This is a genomic window from Pseudoalteromonas sp. AS71 (genome assembly GCF_038900275.1).
GTDB lineage: Bacteria > Pseudomonadota > Gammaproteobacteria > Enterobacterales > Alteromonadaceae > Pseudoalteromonas.
On the sequence record NZ_JBBMQZ010000024.1, the window covers coordinates 33094 to 48245 of the forward strand.

Below are 15152 nucleotides of genomic sequence, written 5' to 3' on the forward strand. Positions count from 1 at the left end.
ATACAAAGCCAAAGAGGATAAATACCTATGAACTTATCTTTAAAAATTATTAGCGTAGCAGCAATAGCATTTACCATGAGTGGCTGCACTGTATATCAACATGGTCCCAGTGCACATAAACCACATAAAAAAGTCGTTAAAGTAGTTACTCCTGCCTTAGTAACCGAGCACAACTCTCCCAACATTATTATCGTAAAAGCCAAGCCCACAAAAGAGATCTGCACTAAACACGATGATCATTGGCATTGTAAGGCTCGATAAAAAACGCTTTGCTTAGGTAAAAGAAGTAAATTGCGCTTTTTATTAATACACAGTTGAGTGATATTGGCAGCGCTAACGTTGCCAATATTTACTGCGCCTAGTTCATTTACACAAACCCACGCTTTTGGAATAACCATGCTTTATAGGCTGGGGATATTTAAGTCTTTTAAAATTAATTAGGCTTACCAAGCATTCATAGGTATTTTTAAAGGTACTTGGCTACCATCTTCATTCTCTAAAAGTAATTGTAAAATCTCTCCAGACTCCTTGCGCATTAATTCCTTTGCTTCACTGGCAGGGCAACCTGGAATTTTACAGCCTTCTATAGAAATTATTTTCTGCCCAGCAACAATCCCTGCTTTTTCAGCGGGTGAATTAGGTTCTACTTTTTCAATAATAAATGACGTTATCGTCGGGCTAAAAAAACCATCAGATCCAACGTTCCCTAAAACTCCAAGTTTAACTTTCTCTGCAGCCAAGGCATTGAAAGAAGTAATTGAGATTAAAATAATTATGAATTTGAACATATGAACTAACACTCCATGTAAGTCTAACGTTAATATTTTTTACTATTTACAGTTTTAGCAAATTACTTAACACATTACTATCACTAAGTTTTTTATATTCTCAGCGTTAAATTAAATATTTTTGAGTATAAAAAACCGCGCTAAAGCTCTTTTAAAAGTGCCTTAGCGCGGTTTCCGTATTTCAAATTCAAATATTAGAAAAAGCGTATTAACTAAAATCGACCACCACTTCATAACGCCCAGGCATGTCGTTTACTTCGTATACCCAACCGTGTCGTTTTATTATTTTTTAGCTTAACTCCACCCCTAAACCGTAGCCAATATTGGCGGGCTTATTTGTGTTATTAGCAGTGTGTGGCGTATCCGTTTGTACGCTGCTATTTACTTATAGAGATCTCGCTGTGCAATATGCCATTACCTTGATAGCTTGGCTGACTGCTACATGCAGCAAGCGTGCAACTAAGTGCAAGTAAAAAACCGGTTGAGCGCTTTTTTAAATAAACCATTTAACTATGCCTAATCCGTACTATTACACATAGCTTATTAGGTCGAGGGTTAAGGAGGGGTTAAATGATTAAATCTAAATATTGGGTTGCTAATTTAGCAGTAAAAAGTAATCACTTTAGATATTTTACATCGTTATAAATTTTGTAGCTGCTCTATCAACCATTTATGAATTGGGCTGTTATTGGTACGCGGATGCCATGCGGCTATTACTTTAAATGTAGGAGGCAGAGCTTCTATTTTTAGCTGTTTAACTTTGCTATTTGGTAATAATCTTGATGGGTAAAACGCCAACATATCGGTTGTATGCAAAATGTCGGGCACCGCTGAAAAGCTAGGTACCGACATTACAATATTACGTTTTAGCCCTTGGCTTTCAAACCACTGATCGTGCGATCCGCGCAAATTAGCGCGCGATGGCGACACCACTAGCTGTGAATGCTTTGCAAATTGCGCCAAACTCAAAGGCTCGGTGTAAGTAGTGTTACCTACACCAGTAATACACAAATGCTGTTCTTCAAACAAGGTGATATAAGAAAGGTTGTCAGGTATAAACTCAGGAAAGCTTATCAGTAAATCAAGCTCGCCTGCCGTTATAAGTTGATTAACGTTGTCGGACGCAAAGTCGCGCACAATCAGCTTTAAACCTGGCGCTTCGCGGCGGGTAATATTAAATAATTGCGGCAATAAAGCCTGCGTGGCGTAGTCGGTTGCGCTTATGGTAAACACACCTTTATAAGTTTGCGGACTAAACAGCTCGGGCTCTAGTAACGATTCTAATTGCTTTAAAATATGATTAACAGGCGCCTTGAGTCCTTGCGCTTTAGGAGTAGCAACCATGTTATTACCTTGGCGAATAAACAAGCGATCGTCAAATAAGTCTCGTAGTTTTCGTAGTTGCTCACTAATAGCTTGTTGCGTTAACCCCATTTTTTTGGCTACTTGCGAAAGATTTTGCAGTTCTAATAAGCTACTGAGTACTCTTAACTGTTTTATATCGAGCCGACTAATACCATTCATAATTGTATGCTGCACAAAAAAGTGTTGTTTCAAATTGTATCCTTAAATCTCTATGCTGCCAATGTTGCTTAACCACTATTTAAGCCTTTGTTTGCTTTATAAGAGAATTTAAAATGAAATCAGAATTAGTTAATACCGCCCCTTTATTCTCATCAATTGAGCTTGGCCCTTTTACACTTAAAAACCGTATTGTGATGCCACCTCTTACTCGCTCTCGCAGCACTCAGCCTGGCAATATTCCTAATGAATTAATGGCTGAGTATTATGCGCAGCGGGCATCGGCTGGTTTTATGGTTACCGAAGGCACACAAATAGAACCTCGTGGACAAGGCTACGCTTGGACCCCAGGTATTCACTCACAAGCACAAATTGAAGGCTGGAAAAAAGTAACACATGCAGTACATGCTAAAGGCGGTGTTATTTTTGCTCAGCTTTGGCATGTAGGGCGCGTATCGCACGCCACACTACAACCAAATTCAGGTAAACCGGTTGGCCCTTCAGATATTATTGCTGACAATGTAAAAGTATTTATTGAAACCGCACCTGGTGAAGGCGCATTGGCTGACCCAAGTGAGCCTCGTGCACTAAGCACTATCGAGGTTGGTGAACTGGTAAACATGTATGCGCAAGCTGCACGTAATGCTCTAGAAGCAGGCTTTGATGGCGTAGAGCTTCATTGTGCTAATGGGTATTTAGTTAATCAGTTTATTTCTGAACATACTAATAACCGTGACGATCAATACGGTGGAACGCTTAGTAATCGCCTGCGCTTTTTAAAAGAGATAGTTGAAGCGGTAAGTGACGTTGTAGGCTCTGATCGTTTAGGTGTTCGCTTTGCTCCTTTATTTGAAAGCACAGATGAAACACGAGTGTATTTAGGACTTGTTGAATCAAAGCCTCATCATACTTATGTACAAGCCGTTAAAGTGCTTGAGCAAGCAGGTATTGCTTACTTATCAATAGCGGAAGCTGATTGGGAAAATGCTCCTGATTTACCACAAGAATTTTATAAAGCAGTACGAGCTGAATTTTCAGGTCGCATCATTTATGCTGGTAAATACACAGTAGAAAAAGCGGTGCGTATTTTAGGTGAAGGTTACGGTGACTTATTTGCATTTGGTCGCCCGTTTATAGCTAACCCTGATTTACCAGAGCGTATAGCAAATAATTGGACGTTTAACGAAGCCGATGCAGCCACTATGTATGGCGGCACCGAAGTGGGTTATAGCGATTACCCTTTTTATCAAAAGTAACTAGGGTCTAAAGTATATATGGAATTGGTATAGAACCGATACGGCTTTATAACAGGTAGCTTAATTAAGCTACCTGTTTTGAGATGAGACAACTATGTTGATAACACAGCTAAAATCTTGTTATTAGTTGCTCTCTACAATTGCTATTTTATTGCTCTACCTTCTACATCTATACAGCCATATATCAGTCATTTTTTAATAAAGTGAGCGTTAGATTTAATCTCTCAAATTGATTAAGTATTACTGTGAATTGGTATTAGCGTCAAGAACAGTAAAGATAAGTAAAAGGGTGTAAAGCCTCTCTACAGTTGCCCTTACATGCAGTTGGCATTCAGTTTCAACCATCAATACTAGCCATGTTAACCACAAACGAGGCAATATTATGAAACTTACATTTATACTACCTGCACTATTAGTTATTGGCACTTTATCTAGTTCTGCATTTGCAGCACCACATGATAGATATACAAAGCAAGAATATAAAAAGGTTCAGCTAAAACGAGAACTGAAAAAAATTAACCAAACTAAGGTAATCAAGTACGTGCCAGCTAAAGTTGTTAAAAGAAACGTTAATAACACAGCATTTGTTAAAGTTAATGTCATAACCTATCACCCAAGCCTTAAGTTTATTAAAAGATAAATGCACCCTTTAAAATATAAAGTCATGTTTGCGGCAATAAACAACGCGCCGCAAACTCAGCTTTTTACACCACTTAAATTCTATTATTGGTATTACCCCATCTAAAACACGCAGAAATAACGTTTTTAAGACCCAGCAAAAGAATCCAAGTGTATAATTTAATAGCAATATTATTAAAATATTTCTCATAATATATAAACTTACAAAGAACAAATACCCCTCTAAAATCGTCAAAAACAACTAAGTATGTCAATAACTGTCAGTAAAATGTAAAAAGCTGTAAGGACCGTCTCTGAAACTACCACATATCAGTTGCCATTCAGTTTAAGGCGTTAATATTGAACTTAGTTATGTAACAACATAAACGAGGCATACTATGAAACTTACTTTTTTACTACCTGCACTGCTCGCTATAGGCGCAGTATCAGGCTCTGCGCTTGGAGCACCAAACGAGCGAGAGAATGATAAAAGCTTTAAACGTGATCACGACAAACGTGTTGAATATAAACGCGATGAACGCCGCCATGAAAAAAAGCAGCGCATTGAGCATAAAAAAGAAAAACGAGAAGACCGTAAGCAAGAAAAACGTAGACTCGCTAAGTACAAGCAGGAAAAGCGTGAACAATACCGCTACAACCAGCGCAAATATAACTACTTAACAAACCATAATAATTCAGTCGCTTACAGACAAAATCGATTTATAAACCATTTACCACGCAATAGCGCATCGATTAGATTTAATGGTATTTCGTTTACGTTTAACGACGGCCTTTACTACCGTAAAGCTAAAAGAGGCTACCACGTAGTTACGCCACCTAGAGGCCTGCGTATAAATACGCTACCAAGAAATTACAGGCACTTTAAACACCATAATACGACTTACTACACTTATCAAAATGTGTACTACATTGCTGATAATAATGGTTATACGGTCGTTGATGAGCCACCAACCCGTCTTAACCAGGCAATAAAAGTGGGTAATGTGAATGACTATAGCTTGGGCCAAACATACGACTCATTACCTCAGGCAGCACAGGCCGTAATAATTAACTCGCAGCAGTATTTTAAATACGGCGATATTTATTTTTTACCGCAAATAAGTGGTGACGACATAAAATACCTTGCTATTAAGCTAGGTTAAATCCGCTATAAATTAAAAGGCCTTGCAACCAATAGCAGGGTCCTTTTTATTTCTCCTGTAGGTAATAACCCAAAGCAATAAAATCAATTCCCCCTCTAAGTATTAACATGTCTTAGTATTTGTAAGCTTTTTTGCTAAACTAGCTCGCATATTAATAGTGAGAGTGTATTTATGTCGGGTGAGTTTCCACGTGCTGGTTTTTGGCGCCGTTTTGCGTCGTTAGTTTACGATACGTTAGCCATTATTGCGTTTGCGATGTTAACTGTAGTGCTGTATTTATTTGCTGTACAAGGGCTTATTTCTCTCGATGTAATTAGTTTAAATGGCGCAGAGGATGTGTCTGCCTTTATTCAAAATTCAAATCTTCTTTCGGGTATTCGTACCGCTCTTTTAATTATTGTTACCTTAGTATTTTTTGGCTACTTTTGGACTAAAAGCGGGCAAACCATTGGCATGCGTGCATGGCGTTTAAAAGTACAAACTCTTGAGGGTAATTTAATTAGCTGGCCGCAATCAATTATCCGCAGCATTAGCGCTTTACTCGGTTTAGGTAATTTGGTGGTGTTAGTCGATTTTAAAAACAAAAAAGCACTGCAAGATTACATCTCTAAAACAGAAGTTATTGCGCTTACTAAAGAAGAAAACAGACGTATTTATAGTGAGCTTGATTAATAGCAACTTTTCAAATCGTGAGTTAAGCAGTAGTTAAAAAGCAAAAAGGGTGACCACTGGTCACCCTTTTCCATGCTTTGAATAGGTACTCTATACCCGTTTATTCATCAAATATGTCGCAAAGCCTATAAATATAATACTGGGTAATACCGCCCCTATAATGGCAGGTATTTGGTAAACCATAACGACAGGGCCAAATATTTCATTAGTTAAATGAAACACGATCCCCGTTACAACGCCCATAATAATACGCGCACCCATTGTTACTGTACGCAACGGGCCAAATATAAACGAGAGCGCCACCAGCAGCATTACCGCAACAGATACTGGCTGCATCAACTTACGCCATAGAGCAAGCTCGTAGGTACTTGTGTCTTGTTCGTTTTGCTCTAAGTAACTTAAATACGACCAAAGCCCAGTAAATGAAAGTGACTCCGGTTTTACCGAAACAACCCCTAACTTTTCAGCTGTGAGTTGCGAAGGATAAAACTCTTCTGGTAATTGCTCTGTTGTGGTTTTTTCGCTAGTAATAATAACCTTATTTACGTCACGAAGTAGCCAGCCTTCTTTTCGGCTTAGTGCATCTCTTGCTTTAGTAATTTGGGTAAGCTCTAACGATTTATCAAAGTGGTACATGTGTACCCCGTTGAGCCTGCCGTTTTCGTCTACATCTTCAATATTAATAAAATTGCTGCCGTCTTTAGCCCATACACCCTTTTGTGTATTAAACACATCACCGCCATGTATTGCTTGGTTACGCATTTCTTTAGCGTGTAATTGCGCTTCAGGTGCACCCCATTCGCCAAGTGCCATCATACATACAGCCATAAATACGGCGGTTTTCATCACTGAGCCAATTATTTGTAAGCGCGACATACCAGCGGCTTGCATTACTACAAGCTCGCTGTTTGAAGCAAGTGCCCCTAAACCCGTTAAGCCACCAATTAGCGCAGCCATCGGAAAAAACACCACTAAATCGCCAGGTATTGTGTAAAGCGTGTAAAGCATTGCGGTCATTAAGTCGTAACTGCCGCGCCCTACCGACTTTAACTGGTCGATAAATTTAATTAAGGTGCTAATACCAACAAGTACCAATAATGCAAAGCCGGTAGTTTGTAAAATACTGCGGCCTAAATACCAATCAAGCGTTTTCATCATGAGCCTAACTCCCGCTTAGTTACAACGGCTTTAAGCCAAGCGCCCAGTGGTCGCCCTTTTATAATTAATAACCCACCTATAAACAAGGCACTTAGGTGAATCCACCACAAGCCGATTGAAGGCGGGATTTTGCCATCTTCAACAGCAAATTTAGCGGCATTTAGTAAAATAAAGTAGCCTAAGTACAAGCTAATAGCAGGCACTAGTTTTGCAAATTTACCTTGGCGAGGATTAACCACACTTAGCGGTACTGCCAGTAAAGTAAGTAGTGGGATTGATAGCGGAATAGCGAGTCGCCATTGCCATTGAGCAATAGATTCAGGTGTATTTATAGCCAATAATTGGTTAGTTGGCACAGCCTCTAATTTACGGCGTTGATGCTCTATTTCTTGTTCTCGTATTTGTACGCTGTAACCATCAAATTCTGTTAAATTAAGTGCAGGCGTTGTGCCATCTGTTTCGTAACGTTTACCGTCTGTTAGTACTAGCTGTTGCTCACCATTTACGGCTTCAACCACAACACCTTGCTGTGCATATACTAAGCGCGCTAGATTACCTTTTTCGCTATCAGGTAACTGTGCAACAAATACCTTATTGAGCTCTTTGCCGCCCTTTTCAATATTATGAATAAACACCACGGCTTTTTCGTTACCGGTTTCTTGGAACCGCCCAGCCCTGAGTGCAGACAACCCCGCATCGGCTTTAGCTTGTTCTTTTAATTGGTACTCTTGCTCACTTGCCCACGGCGCTATATACATAGTCAATGCAGCGGCTAGTATGGCAAGTCCAACGCTTGATATAAGCGTTACGCGCACAACATACCATTCACTTACGCCACAGGCTTTAAGTACGGTCATTTCGCTATCGGCGTAAATACGGCTGTAAGCCAAAATAATGCCTAAAAATATACTCAGCGGAAGTATTAGCGAGGCTAGTTGTGGAAGCTTTAGTGCAATCATCGATAGCACTAATTTAGCAGGAATGCTGCCCTCAGAGGCATCACCTAAAATACCAACTAACTTTTGTGACAAAAATATTGTCATTAAAGTTAAAAATACGGCGACCTGCGATTTTAAAACCTCAGCGGTCAAATAACGGAAAATTAGCAATGCTCGCCCCTGTTAAACATGGAATTTCACTACGATAGTGAGAATTGAATAGTTAAATAGCTATTTTACCCAATTAATACCGGCAAATAGGCTATTATTATAAGCCATCAAATTTAATTATCCTACCTAAGTGCACGATATAATGTTGCATTAGTAGCCCTTAAGCATATAAAGTTCAATTACACAGTAAGAGTCTAGCAAAATCAGCTAAAATAAGAATTATCCTTACATAAGTTACGTAGATAAGACTAGAAAATACTTTTTTAGCCCCAACTTACTAACTTAAATGACTCAAAATCAGGAGTGACAATGGAATTTAACGTAAAAAGTGGTAGCCCAGAAAAACAGCGCAGCGCATGTATTGTGGTTGGCGTTTACGAGCCACGTAGGTTATCCCCCATTGGTGAACAACTCGATAAAATTAGCGATGGTTATATCTCTAATTTACTTCGCCGTGGCGATTTAGAAGGTAAGCCAGGCCAAGTTTTATTATTGCATCATGTACCCAATGTACTAAGCGAGCGCATATTGCTTGTTGGTTGTGGTAAAGAGCGCGAGCTTGACGATAAGCAATATAAACAAATTATTTCTAAAACTATTAATACCTTAAACGAAACGGGCTCTATGGAAGCAGTTTGCTTTTTAACAGAGCAACACGTTAAAGGTCGCGACACTTACTGGAAAGTACGTCAAGCAGTAGAAACAACACAAGATTGCTTATACACGTTTAACCAATTAAAAAGTAAAAAAGTAGACCCTCGTCGTCCACTTCGTAAAATGGTGTTTAACGTACCAACTCGACGCGAACTAACGATTGGCGAAAGTGCTATTGAGCATGGTTTAGCCATTGCTGCAGGTAGTAAGCTGTGTAAAGACGTGGCTAATATGCCACCAAATATTTGTAACCCAGTGTACTTAGGGGAACAAGCACAAGAGCTGGCAACTAATTTTGACAATATCACCGTTGATATTATTGGCGAAAAGCAAATGGCAGAACTAGGTATGAACTCATACCTAGCTGTTGGCCGCGGTAGTGATAACGAATCAATTATGTCGATTATTAACTACAAAGGCGCCGCTGACGACCAAGCCCCTATTGTACTTGTTGGTAAAGGCTTGACGTTTGACTCAGGCGGTATTTCATTAAAACCAGGCGAAGGCATGGATGAGATGAAATACGACATGGGCGGCGCTGCTGGTGTTATTGGTGCAATGCGCGCACTTGCACAAATGCAATTGCCAATTAACGTTATTGGTGTTTTAGCTGGCTGTGAAAATATGCCTGGCTCAAACGCATATCGCCCGGGTGATATTTTAACAACAATGTCGGGCCAAACAGTTGAAGTGTTAAACACCGACGCTGAAGGTCGTTTAGTATTGTGCGACGCACTAACGTACGTTGAGCGCTTTAACCCAGATACTGTTATTGACGTGGCAACACTGACAGGCGCTTGTATTGTAGCCCTTGGCGCGCATGCAACTGGTTTACTATCAAACCATAACCCACTTGCACACGATTTGTTAAAAGCGTCAGAGCAAAGTGGCGACCGTGCATGGCAGTTACCGTTATGGGATGACTATCAAGATCAACTAGATAGCCCATTTGCTGACTTTACAAACTTAGGTGGACGCTCTGCAGGAACAATTACTGCGGCATGTTTCTTGTCTAAATTTACTAAAAAGTATAATTGGGCGCATTTAGATGTTGCTGGTACAGCGTGGCGCAGTGGCGCTAAAAAAGGCGCAACGGGTCGCCCTGTTCCAATGCTTACTCAGTATTTACTAAATAGAGCTGGTGTAAGTGAAGCAGCTCAAGATTAAACGTTTAGTTTAAATTAATATCTGTTTATAAGGCGCCGTTTGGCGCCTTATTTATTTGTGTATTAATTGAAGCAAACCCCGTTATATGGCAGAATCTGCCTCTTAATTTATGTATATCAATTTGGTATACATTCAATGTCATGGGAAACCCCGATACAATGAACATGAACGCTAAATTTTTCGTTCTAAAGCAACAAGATGAGTTAACAGCTAAGGCTGACGATCATTTTGCTTTGGCTGCTCAAATTGCGGCCGATCAGTATCGAAATGGGCAGCGTGTGTTTATTTGTGTTAACGATAATGAAGCAGCCTGTGCCATTGATGAAATAATTTGGGCATTCGATCCAGATAGTTTTGTGCCACATAATTTACAAGGTGAAGGCCCTAAAGGCGGCGCACCTGTAGAAATTGGTATTACGCCACCTGTTGGCAATCGTAAAGTTTTAATTAACTTGGCTACTCAGTTACCGGATTACATTCGTCGGTTTAACCAAGTTTTTGATTTTGTACCCGTAGAAGCAGCTGCTAAACAGGCAGCCCGCGAGCGTTTTAAAAAGCTACGCCAACTCGGTGCCAATCTCACCACGCAAGATATTAATAGCTAGCCAATCAGGCAAACTAACCAACTAATTTAAGTACTTATTTAAGGTTCTGTGTAATGGATAAAACCTACAATCCGCAAGATATTGAACAGTCTCTATATCAAGACTGGGAACAAAAAGGCTACTTTAAGCCATCTGGCAAAGGCGTACCATATTCAATTATGATTCCGCCGCCAAATGTCACTGGTAGCTTACACATGGGCCACGCCTTCCAAGACACAATAATGGATACCCTAACGCGTTTTAAACGTATGCAAGGTAACAACACATTATGGCAAGTAGGTACTGACCACGCAGGTATTGCAACGCAAATGTTGGTTGAGCGTAAACTGCATGCCGAAGAAGGTAAAACACGCCACGATTTAGGCCGCGAAGATTTTATTAATAAAATCTGGGAATGGAAAAAAGAATCTGGCGGCACTATCACCAAACAACTTCGTCGCCTTGGCGCATCGGTTGATTGGGATCGTGAACGCTTTACAATGGACGATGGCCTATCTGAAGCCGTTAAAGAAGTGTTTGTACGCCTTCATAAAGAAAACCTAATTTACCGTGGTAAGCGCCTAGTAAACTGGGATCCTAAATTACACACTGCTATTTCTGATCTTGAAGTTGAAAACAAAGACAAAAAAGGTCACATGTGGAACTTACGTTACCCACTAGCTGATGGCGTTACAACACAAGACGGAAAAGACTACATTGTAGTAGCTACAACCCGTCCAGAAACCATGCTTGGCGACTCGGGTGTTGCAGTAAACCCAGATGACGAACGCTACATAGATTTAATTGGTAAAGAGATTTTATTACCAATCGTTAATCGTCGTATTAAAATTGTTGCTGATGAACATGCCGATAAAGATAAAGGCACAGGCTGTGTAAAAATAACTCCCGCGCACGACTTTAACGATAACGAAGTGGGCAAGCGTCATCAAATGCCGATGATCAACATTTTCGATAAAGACGCCGCTATTTTAACCCAAGGTGAAACATACACCTTTGACGGTAAAGAGCTTGAGTTTGATGCACCAATTCCTGAGCGCCTACATGGGCTTGACCGTTTTGCTGCGCGTAAAGTGATTGTGACAGAATTTGAAGAACTAGGCTTACTAGAAAAAATTGAAGATCATGGTTTAACCGTACCTTACGGTGACCGCTCTGGTGTTGTAATTGAGCCACTACTTACCGACCAATGGTATGTACGTGTTGCACCACTTGCAGAACCTGCAAAAGACGCGGTTAAAAACGGCGATATTCAATTTGTACCTAAGCAATACGAAAACATGTACTTCTCGTGGATGAACGACGTACAAGATTGGTGTATTTCACGCCAGCTTTGGTGGGGTCACCGCATCCCAGCTTGGTACGACAATGAAGGCAACGTATTTGTTGGTCGCGACGAAGCTGAAGTACGCCGTGAAAACAACATTGCAGACAGCGTAACGTTAAGCCAAGACGAAGACGTACTTGATACGTGGTTCTCGTCAGCACTTTGGACTTTCTCTACACAAGGTTGGCCTGAAAATACCGATGATTTAAAAACCTTCCATCCGTCTGACGTGCTGGTAACTGGTTTTGATATTATTTTCTTCTGGGTTGCGCGCATGATTATGATGACGCTGCACTTTGTGAAAGACGAAAATGGCAAACCACAAGTTCCGTTTAAAACCGTGTATGTAACGGGCTTAATACGTGATGACAATGGCGATAAAATGTCTAAGTCAAAAGGTAACGTACTTGACCCACTAGACATGATTGACGGCATTGAACTTGAAGACCTAGTACAAAAACGTACTGGTAACATGATGCAGCCAAAACTTGCCGCTAAAATTGAAAAAGATACGCGTAAAGTATTTGCAGGCGGTATTGAGGCACACGGCACCGACGCCCTTCGCTTTACACTTGCTGCAATGGCATCTACCGGTCGTGATATTAACTGGGACATGAACCGCCTTGAAGGTTACCGTAACTTCTGTAATAAATTATGGAACGCGAGCCGTTACGTATTAATGAATACAGAAGAGCAAGACTGTGGTTTTGCAAACGATGCACAAAAAGAGCTTTCATTAGCTGACCGCTGGATTTTAGGTCAATTTGAGTCAACAGTTAAAACATACACTGAGCACCTTGATAACTACCGTTTTGACCTAGCTGCTAACACGCTTTACGAATTCACTTGGAACCAGTTCTGTGATTGGTACTTAGAGCTAACTAAGCCGGTATTATTTAAAGGTAATGAAGCGCAGCAACGTGGTACACGTAATACACTTATTACCGTACTTGAAAGCTTACTGCGTTTAATGCACCCAATGATGCCGTACATCACTGAAACTATTTGGCAGCGTGTTGCACCACTTGCAGGCCTTGAAACAGAGAACACCAGCATTATGGTTCAGCCGTTCCCTGTATATAACGAGGCAAGCGTTGATGCTAAGGCAATGGAAGATTTAGAGTGGGTTAAACAATTCATTTTAGCTATTCGTAATATTCGTGGTGAAATGGATATTAGCCCAAGTAAACCGCTTAGCGTTTTACTTGCTAATGCATCGAGCGACGACGTGCGCCGCATTGAAGAAAACAAATCATTTTTAGCATCACTTGCAAAAATTGAAGAGTTTACAATGCTTGAAAACAAAGACGGGGCACCTGCATGTGCAACGTCTTATGTTGGCAACCTTGAGATCATGATCCCAATGGCAGGCTTAATTGATGTGGAAGCCGAACTTTCACGTATTAATAAGCAACTCGAAAAAGCAGAAAAAGGCCTAGCACAAGTGCAAAACAAACTCGCTAACGAAAAGTTTGTTAATAATGCGCCTGAAGCCGTACTTGCTAAAGAAAATGCAAAACTAGCTGAGTTTAGCGATGCTAAAACTAAGTTACTTGAGCAAAAAACTAAAATAGAAAGTTTATAAGCTTTCGTAAAATGCCTATTAACACTATTTAATAGGCATTAAAAAAGCCGCTCACTTATTGAAGTGAGCGGCTTTTTTGTGCCCTGTGATTAACCACAAGACACTTCTACATTAAAATTTGTAGTTGTACTGAGCGCCAAGTAATACCGCGTGGCCTTTAGACTCGAAGCCCCATTGGCTGCCTGAGTCATCTGCTTCAGTAAAGGTTTGAGTTTTACCACGAATAATACTCACGCCTAAATCTACATTTGATTGCTTATCGATTGTGTAATTACCACCAAACGAGAACCAAAAGCGATCGGTATCTGGAATAGAGATAGAAAGGTGTGTTTGCGATACTGGAGACTCATCAAATGCTACACCAGCACGAAGTAATAAGTCTTCGTTTAGTTGGTAATCAGTACCTACAGAGTATCTGAAAGAGTCATCAAACTGCTCTTGCTTTTCAAACGCAACAAACTTATCACCAGTTGGTAGTGTCACTTGTGCTTCTAGTGACTCAAAACTGCTCCAACCTGTCCATAATACACTGTAATGTAAGCCTAACTTGTCATTTAGCTGATGTGAGCCAGAAAACTCAGCAATAGCTGGTAGTGTTAGATCAACAGCACCTGGAAACTTAGCACCACCAGTACCGTCTACTGGTAACTCGTTTGAGAAATCACCATCAAATGTGATGTCTGTTTCGCTGCGATAGTTAAAACCAAAACGGCTGTTATCATCTAGCTGGTACATTAAACCAACGTTTAAACCAAAACCAGTATCATCACCTTGAAGATTTACTGCATCAGCACCAAAATCAATACCGCTTGCATTAGCACCCACTTTACGAATAACAGTTGCATCAGCATAAATAGCGTTTAAACCAATACCAAAGCTGAATTGCTCAGTTACTTTATAAGCAACGCTTGCATTAAGGTTAACAGTAAAGATTTCTGTTTCGCCAGCAATTTGGCCAGCTACATATTCGTCGTTAAATTCTGTAGATAAACCAAAGTTAGAAAATGCGCCAAAACCAATCGATACTTTATCGTTGTAAGGCATAGTAAAGTAAATAGCAGGTACTACAGCACTTGGTGCAATGCTGTCGTCATCTAATGCACTTGGGTTAATACCGTTATTAGTACTTTCGCCTTCGATACTTACATCTGGAATTACGCCAATAGCAGCAACACTCAGTTGCTTGTCTTTAAATAAAGTCATTAGTGCTGGGTTACGTGCAACTACAGATGCATCGTCTGCGATAGAAGCTTCACCAGCGTATGCACGGCCTAAACCCGATGCATTTTGCTCTGATAATTGAAACGCAGCTGCAAAGCTATCAGCTGAAACAAATGCAAGCGAAGCTGCTATAAGAGTTTTAGAAAATTTCATTGTTGAGTCCTTAACCAAACTGACCGTCTGGGTACTATGTGTGTTGTTATTAGGATTTAAAACTTGGCTACACTACCTTAATTTTTTGTAAAAAACTCTATGAAAGTGTCAAAAAATAGCAAAAAACCCGGTTTTTAACCACATTTTAACGACAAATT

General features: G+C 40.2%; 14 protein-coding genes. 8 read left to right on the top strand and 6 right to left on the bottom strand.

From position 1 onward, the window contains the following. The first annotated feature begins 27 nt into the window (after positions 1-27). Positions 28-261, top strand: coding sequence for a hypothetical protein (locus WNY98_RS16890; protein WP_342878461.1), 234 nt, complete (start codon positions 28-30; stop codon positions 259-261). 182 nt (positions 262-443) lie between these two features. On the opposite strand, the gene WNY98_RS16895 is transcribed toward WNY98_RS16890, so the two are convergent. From WNY98_RS16895 to WNY98_RS16905, 3 genes are all read right to left on the bottom strand, one after another. Next, positions 444-788 carry a PDZ domain-containing protein gene (locus WNY98_RS16895; RefSeq protein ID WP_342878462.1) on the bottom strand — a complete coding sequence of 115 codons (345 nt, stop codon included), beginning with the start codon at positions 786-788 and terminating at the stop codon, positions 444-446. A 377-nt stretch (positions 789-1165) separates the two neighbouring features. Further along, a complete protein-coding gene (locus WNY98_RS16900; protein WP_342875810.1) occupies positions 1166-1294 on the bottom strand; it encodes a hypothetical protein in 129 nt (42 codons plus the stop codon). 133 nt (positions 1295-1427) lie between these two features. Continuing rightward, positions 1428-2345: a LysR family transcriptional regulator gene (locus WNY98_RS16905; protein ID WP_216351716.1), complete on the bottom strand. Its 918-nt coding sequence runs from the start codon at positions 2343-2345 to the stop codon at positions 1428-1430. 80 nt (positions 2346-2425) lie between these two features. On the opposite strand from WNY98_RS16905, the gene WNY98_RS16910 reads away from it, so the two are divergent. From WNY98_RS16910 to WNY98_RS16925, 4 genes are all read left to right on the top strand, one after another. Beyond that, positions 2426-3565, top strand: coding sequence for an alkene reductase (locus tag WNY98_RS16910; protein WP_342878463.1), 1140 nt, complete (start codon positions 2426-2428; stop codon positions 3563-3565). Positions 3566-3947: 382 nt separating this feature from the next. After that, positions 3948-4205: a hypothetical protein gene (locus WNY98_RS16915; protein WP_197186119.1), complete on the top strand. Its 258-nt coding sequence runs from the start codon at positions 3948-3950 to the stop codon at positions 4203-4205. 376 nt (positions 4206-4581) lie between these two features. Next, complete coding sequence (locus WNY98_RS16920; RefSeq protein WP_197186120.1) at positions 4582-5346, top strand: DUF6515 family protein; 765 nt, start codon at positions 4582-4584, stop codon at positions 5344-5346. 171 nt (positions 5347-5517) lie between these two features. Continuing rightward, positions 5518-6018 carry an RDD family protein gene (locus WNY98_RS16925; RefSeq protein WP_076925276.1) on the top strand — a complete coding sequence of 167 codons (501 nt, stop codon included), beginning with the start codon at positions 5518-5520 and terminating at the stop codon, positions 6016-6018. A 90-nt stretch (positions 6019-6108) separates the two neighbouring features. Here the strand turns inward: WNY98_RS16925 and lptG are convergent, their stop codons facing one another. Further along, entirely contained in the window at positions 6109-7176 is a 1068-nt protein-coding gene (gene lptG / locus WNY98_RS16930) for an LPS export ABC transporter permease LptG (RefSeq protein ID WP_342878464.1), read from the bottom strand. Continuing rightward, complete coding sequence (lptF, locus tag WNY98_RS16935) at positions 7173-8285, bottom strand: LPS export ABC transporter permease LptF (RefSeq protein ID WP_007587281.1); 1113 nt, start codon at positions 8283-8285, stop codon at positions 7173-7175. Before lptF ends, lptG begins: the two co-directional genes overlap by 4 nt. Before the next feature lie 309 nt (positions 8286-8594). On the opposite strand from lptF, the gene pepA reads away from it, so the two are divergent. The 3 genes from pepA (at position 8595) to WNY98_RS16950 (ending at position 13620) form a co-directional block, all read left to right on the top strand. Beyond that, positions 8595-10106, top strand: coding sequence for a leucyl aminopeptidase (pepA, locus tag WNY98_RS16940; protein ID WP_024604878.1), 1512 nt, complete (start codon positions 8595-8597; stop codon positions 10104-10106). A gap of 158 nt (positions 10107-10264) precedes the next feature. Then, positions 10265-10711: a DNA polymerase III subunit chi gene (locus WNY98_RS16945; RefSeq protein ID WP_024600719.1), complete on the top strand. Its 447-nt coding sequence runs from the start codon at positions 10265-10267 to the stop codon at positions 10709-10711. 53 nt (positions 10712-10764) lie between these two features. Then, positions 10765-13620, top strand: coding sequence for a valine--tRNA ligase (locus WNY98_RS16950; protein WP_342878465.1), 2856 nt, complete (start codon positions 10765-10767; stop codon positions 13618-13620). A 111-nt stretch (positions 13621-13731) separates the two neighbouring features. Here the strand turns inward: WNY98_RS16950 and WNY98_RS16955 are convergent, their stop codons facing one another. Next, positions 13732-14994 carry an outer membrane protein transport protein gene (locus WNY98_RS16955; protein ID WP_342878466.1) on the bottom strand — a complete coding sequence of 421 codons (1263 nt, stop codon included), beginning with the start codon at positions 14992-14994 and terminating at the stop codon, positions 13732-13734. Between the last annotated feature and the right edge of the window lie 158 nt (positions 14995-15152).

Coding starts and splice junctions, on each gene's coding strand:
- WNY98_RS16890 (WP_342878461.1), top strand. CDS start 28: ATGAACTTATCTTTAAAAATTATTAGCGTAGCAGCAATAGCATTTACC.
- WNY98_RS16895 (WP_342878462.1), bottom strand. CDS start 788: ATGTTCAAATTCATAATTATTTTAATCTCAATTACTTCTTTCAATGCC.
- WNY98_RS16900 (WP_342875810.1), bottom strand. CDS start 1,294: ATGGTTTATTTAAAAAAGCGCTCAACCGGTTTTTTACTTGCACTTAGT.
- WNY98_RS16910 (WP_342878463.1), top strand. CDS start 2,426: ATGAAATCAGAATTAGTTAATACCGCCCCTTTATTCTCATCAATTGAG.
- WNY98_RS16915 (WP_197186119.1), top strand. CDS start 3,948: ATGAAACTTACATTTATACTACCTGCACTATTAGTTATTGGCACTTTA.
- WNY98_RS16920 (WP_197186120.1), top strand. CDS start 4,582: ATGAAACTTACTTTTTTACTACCTGCACTGCTCGCTATAGGCGCAGTA.
- WNY98_RS16925 (WP_076925276.1), top strand. CDS start 5,518: ATGTCGGGTGAGTTTCCACGTGCTGGTTTTTGGCGCCGTTTTGCGTCG.
- lptG (WP_342878464.1), bottom strand. CDS start 7,176: ATGATGAAAACGCTTGATTGGTATTTAGGCCGCAGTATTTTACAAACT.
- pepA (WP_024604878.1), top strand. CDS start 8,595: ATGGAATTTAACGTAAAAAGTGGTAGCCCAGAAAAACAGCGCAGCGCA.
- WNY98_RS16945 (WP_024600719.1), top strand. CDS start 10,265: ATGAACATGAACGCTAAATTTTTCGTTCTAAAGCAACAAGATGAGTTA.
- WNY98_RS16950 (WP_342878465.1), top strand. CDS start 10,765: ATGGATAAAACCTACAATCCGCAAGATATTGAACAGTCTCTATATCAA.
- WNY98_RS16955 (WP_342878466.1), bottom strand. CDS start 14,994: ATGAAATTTTCTAAAACTCTTATAGCAGCTTCGCTTGCATTTGTTTCA.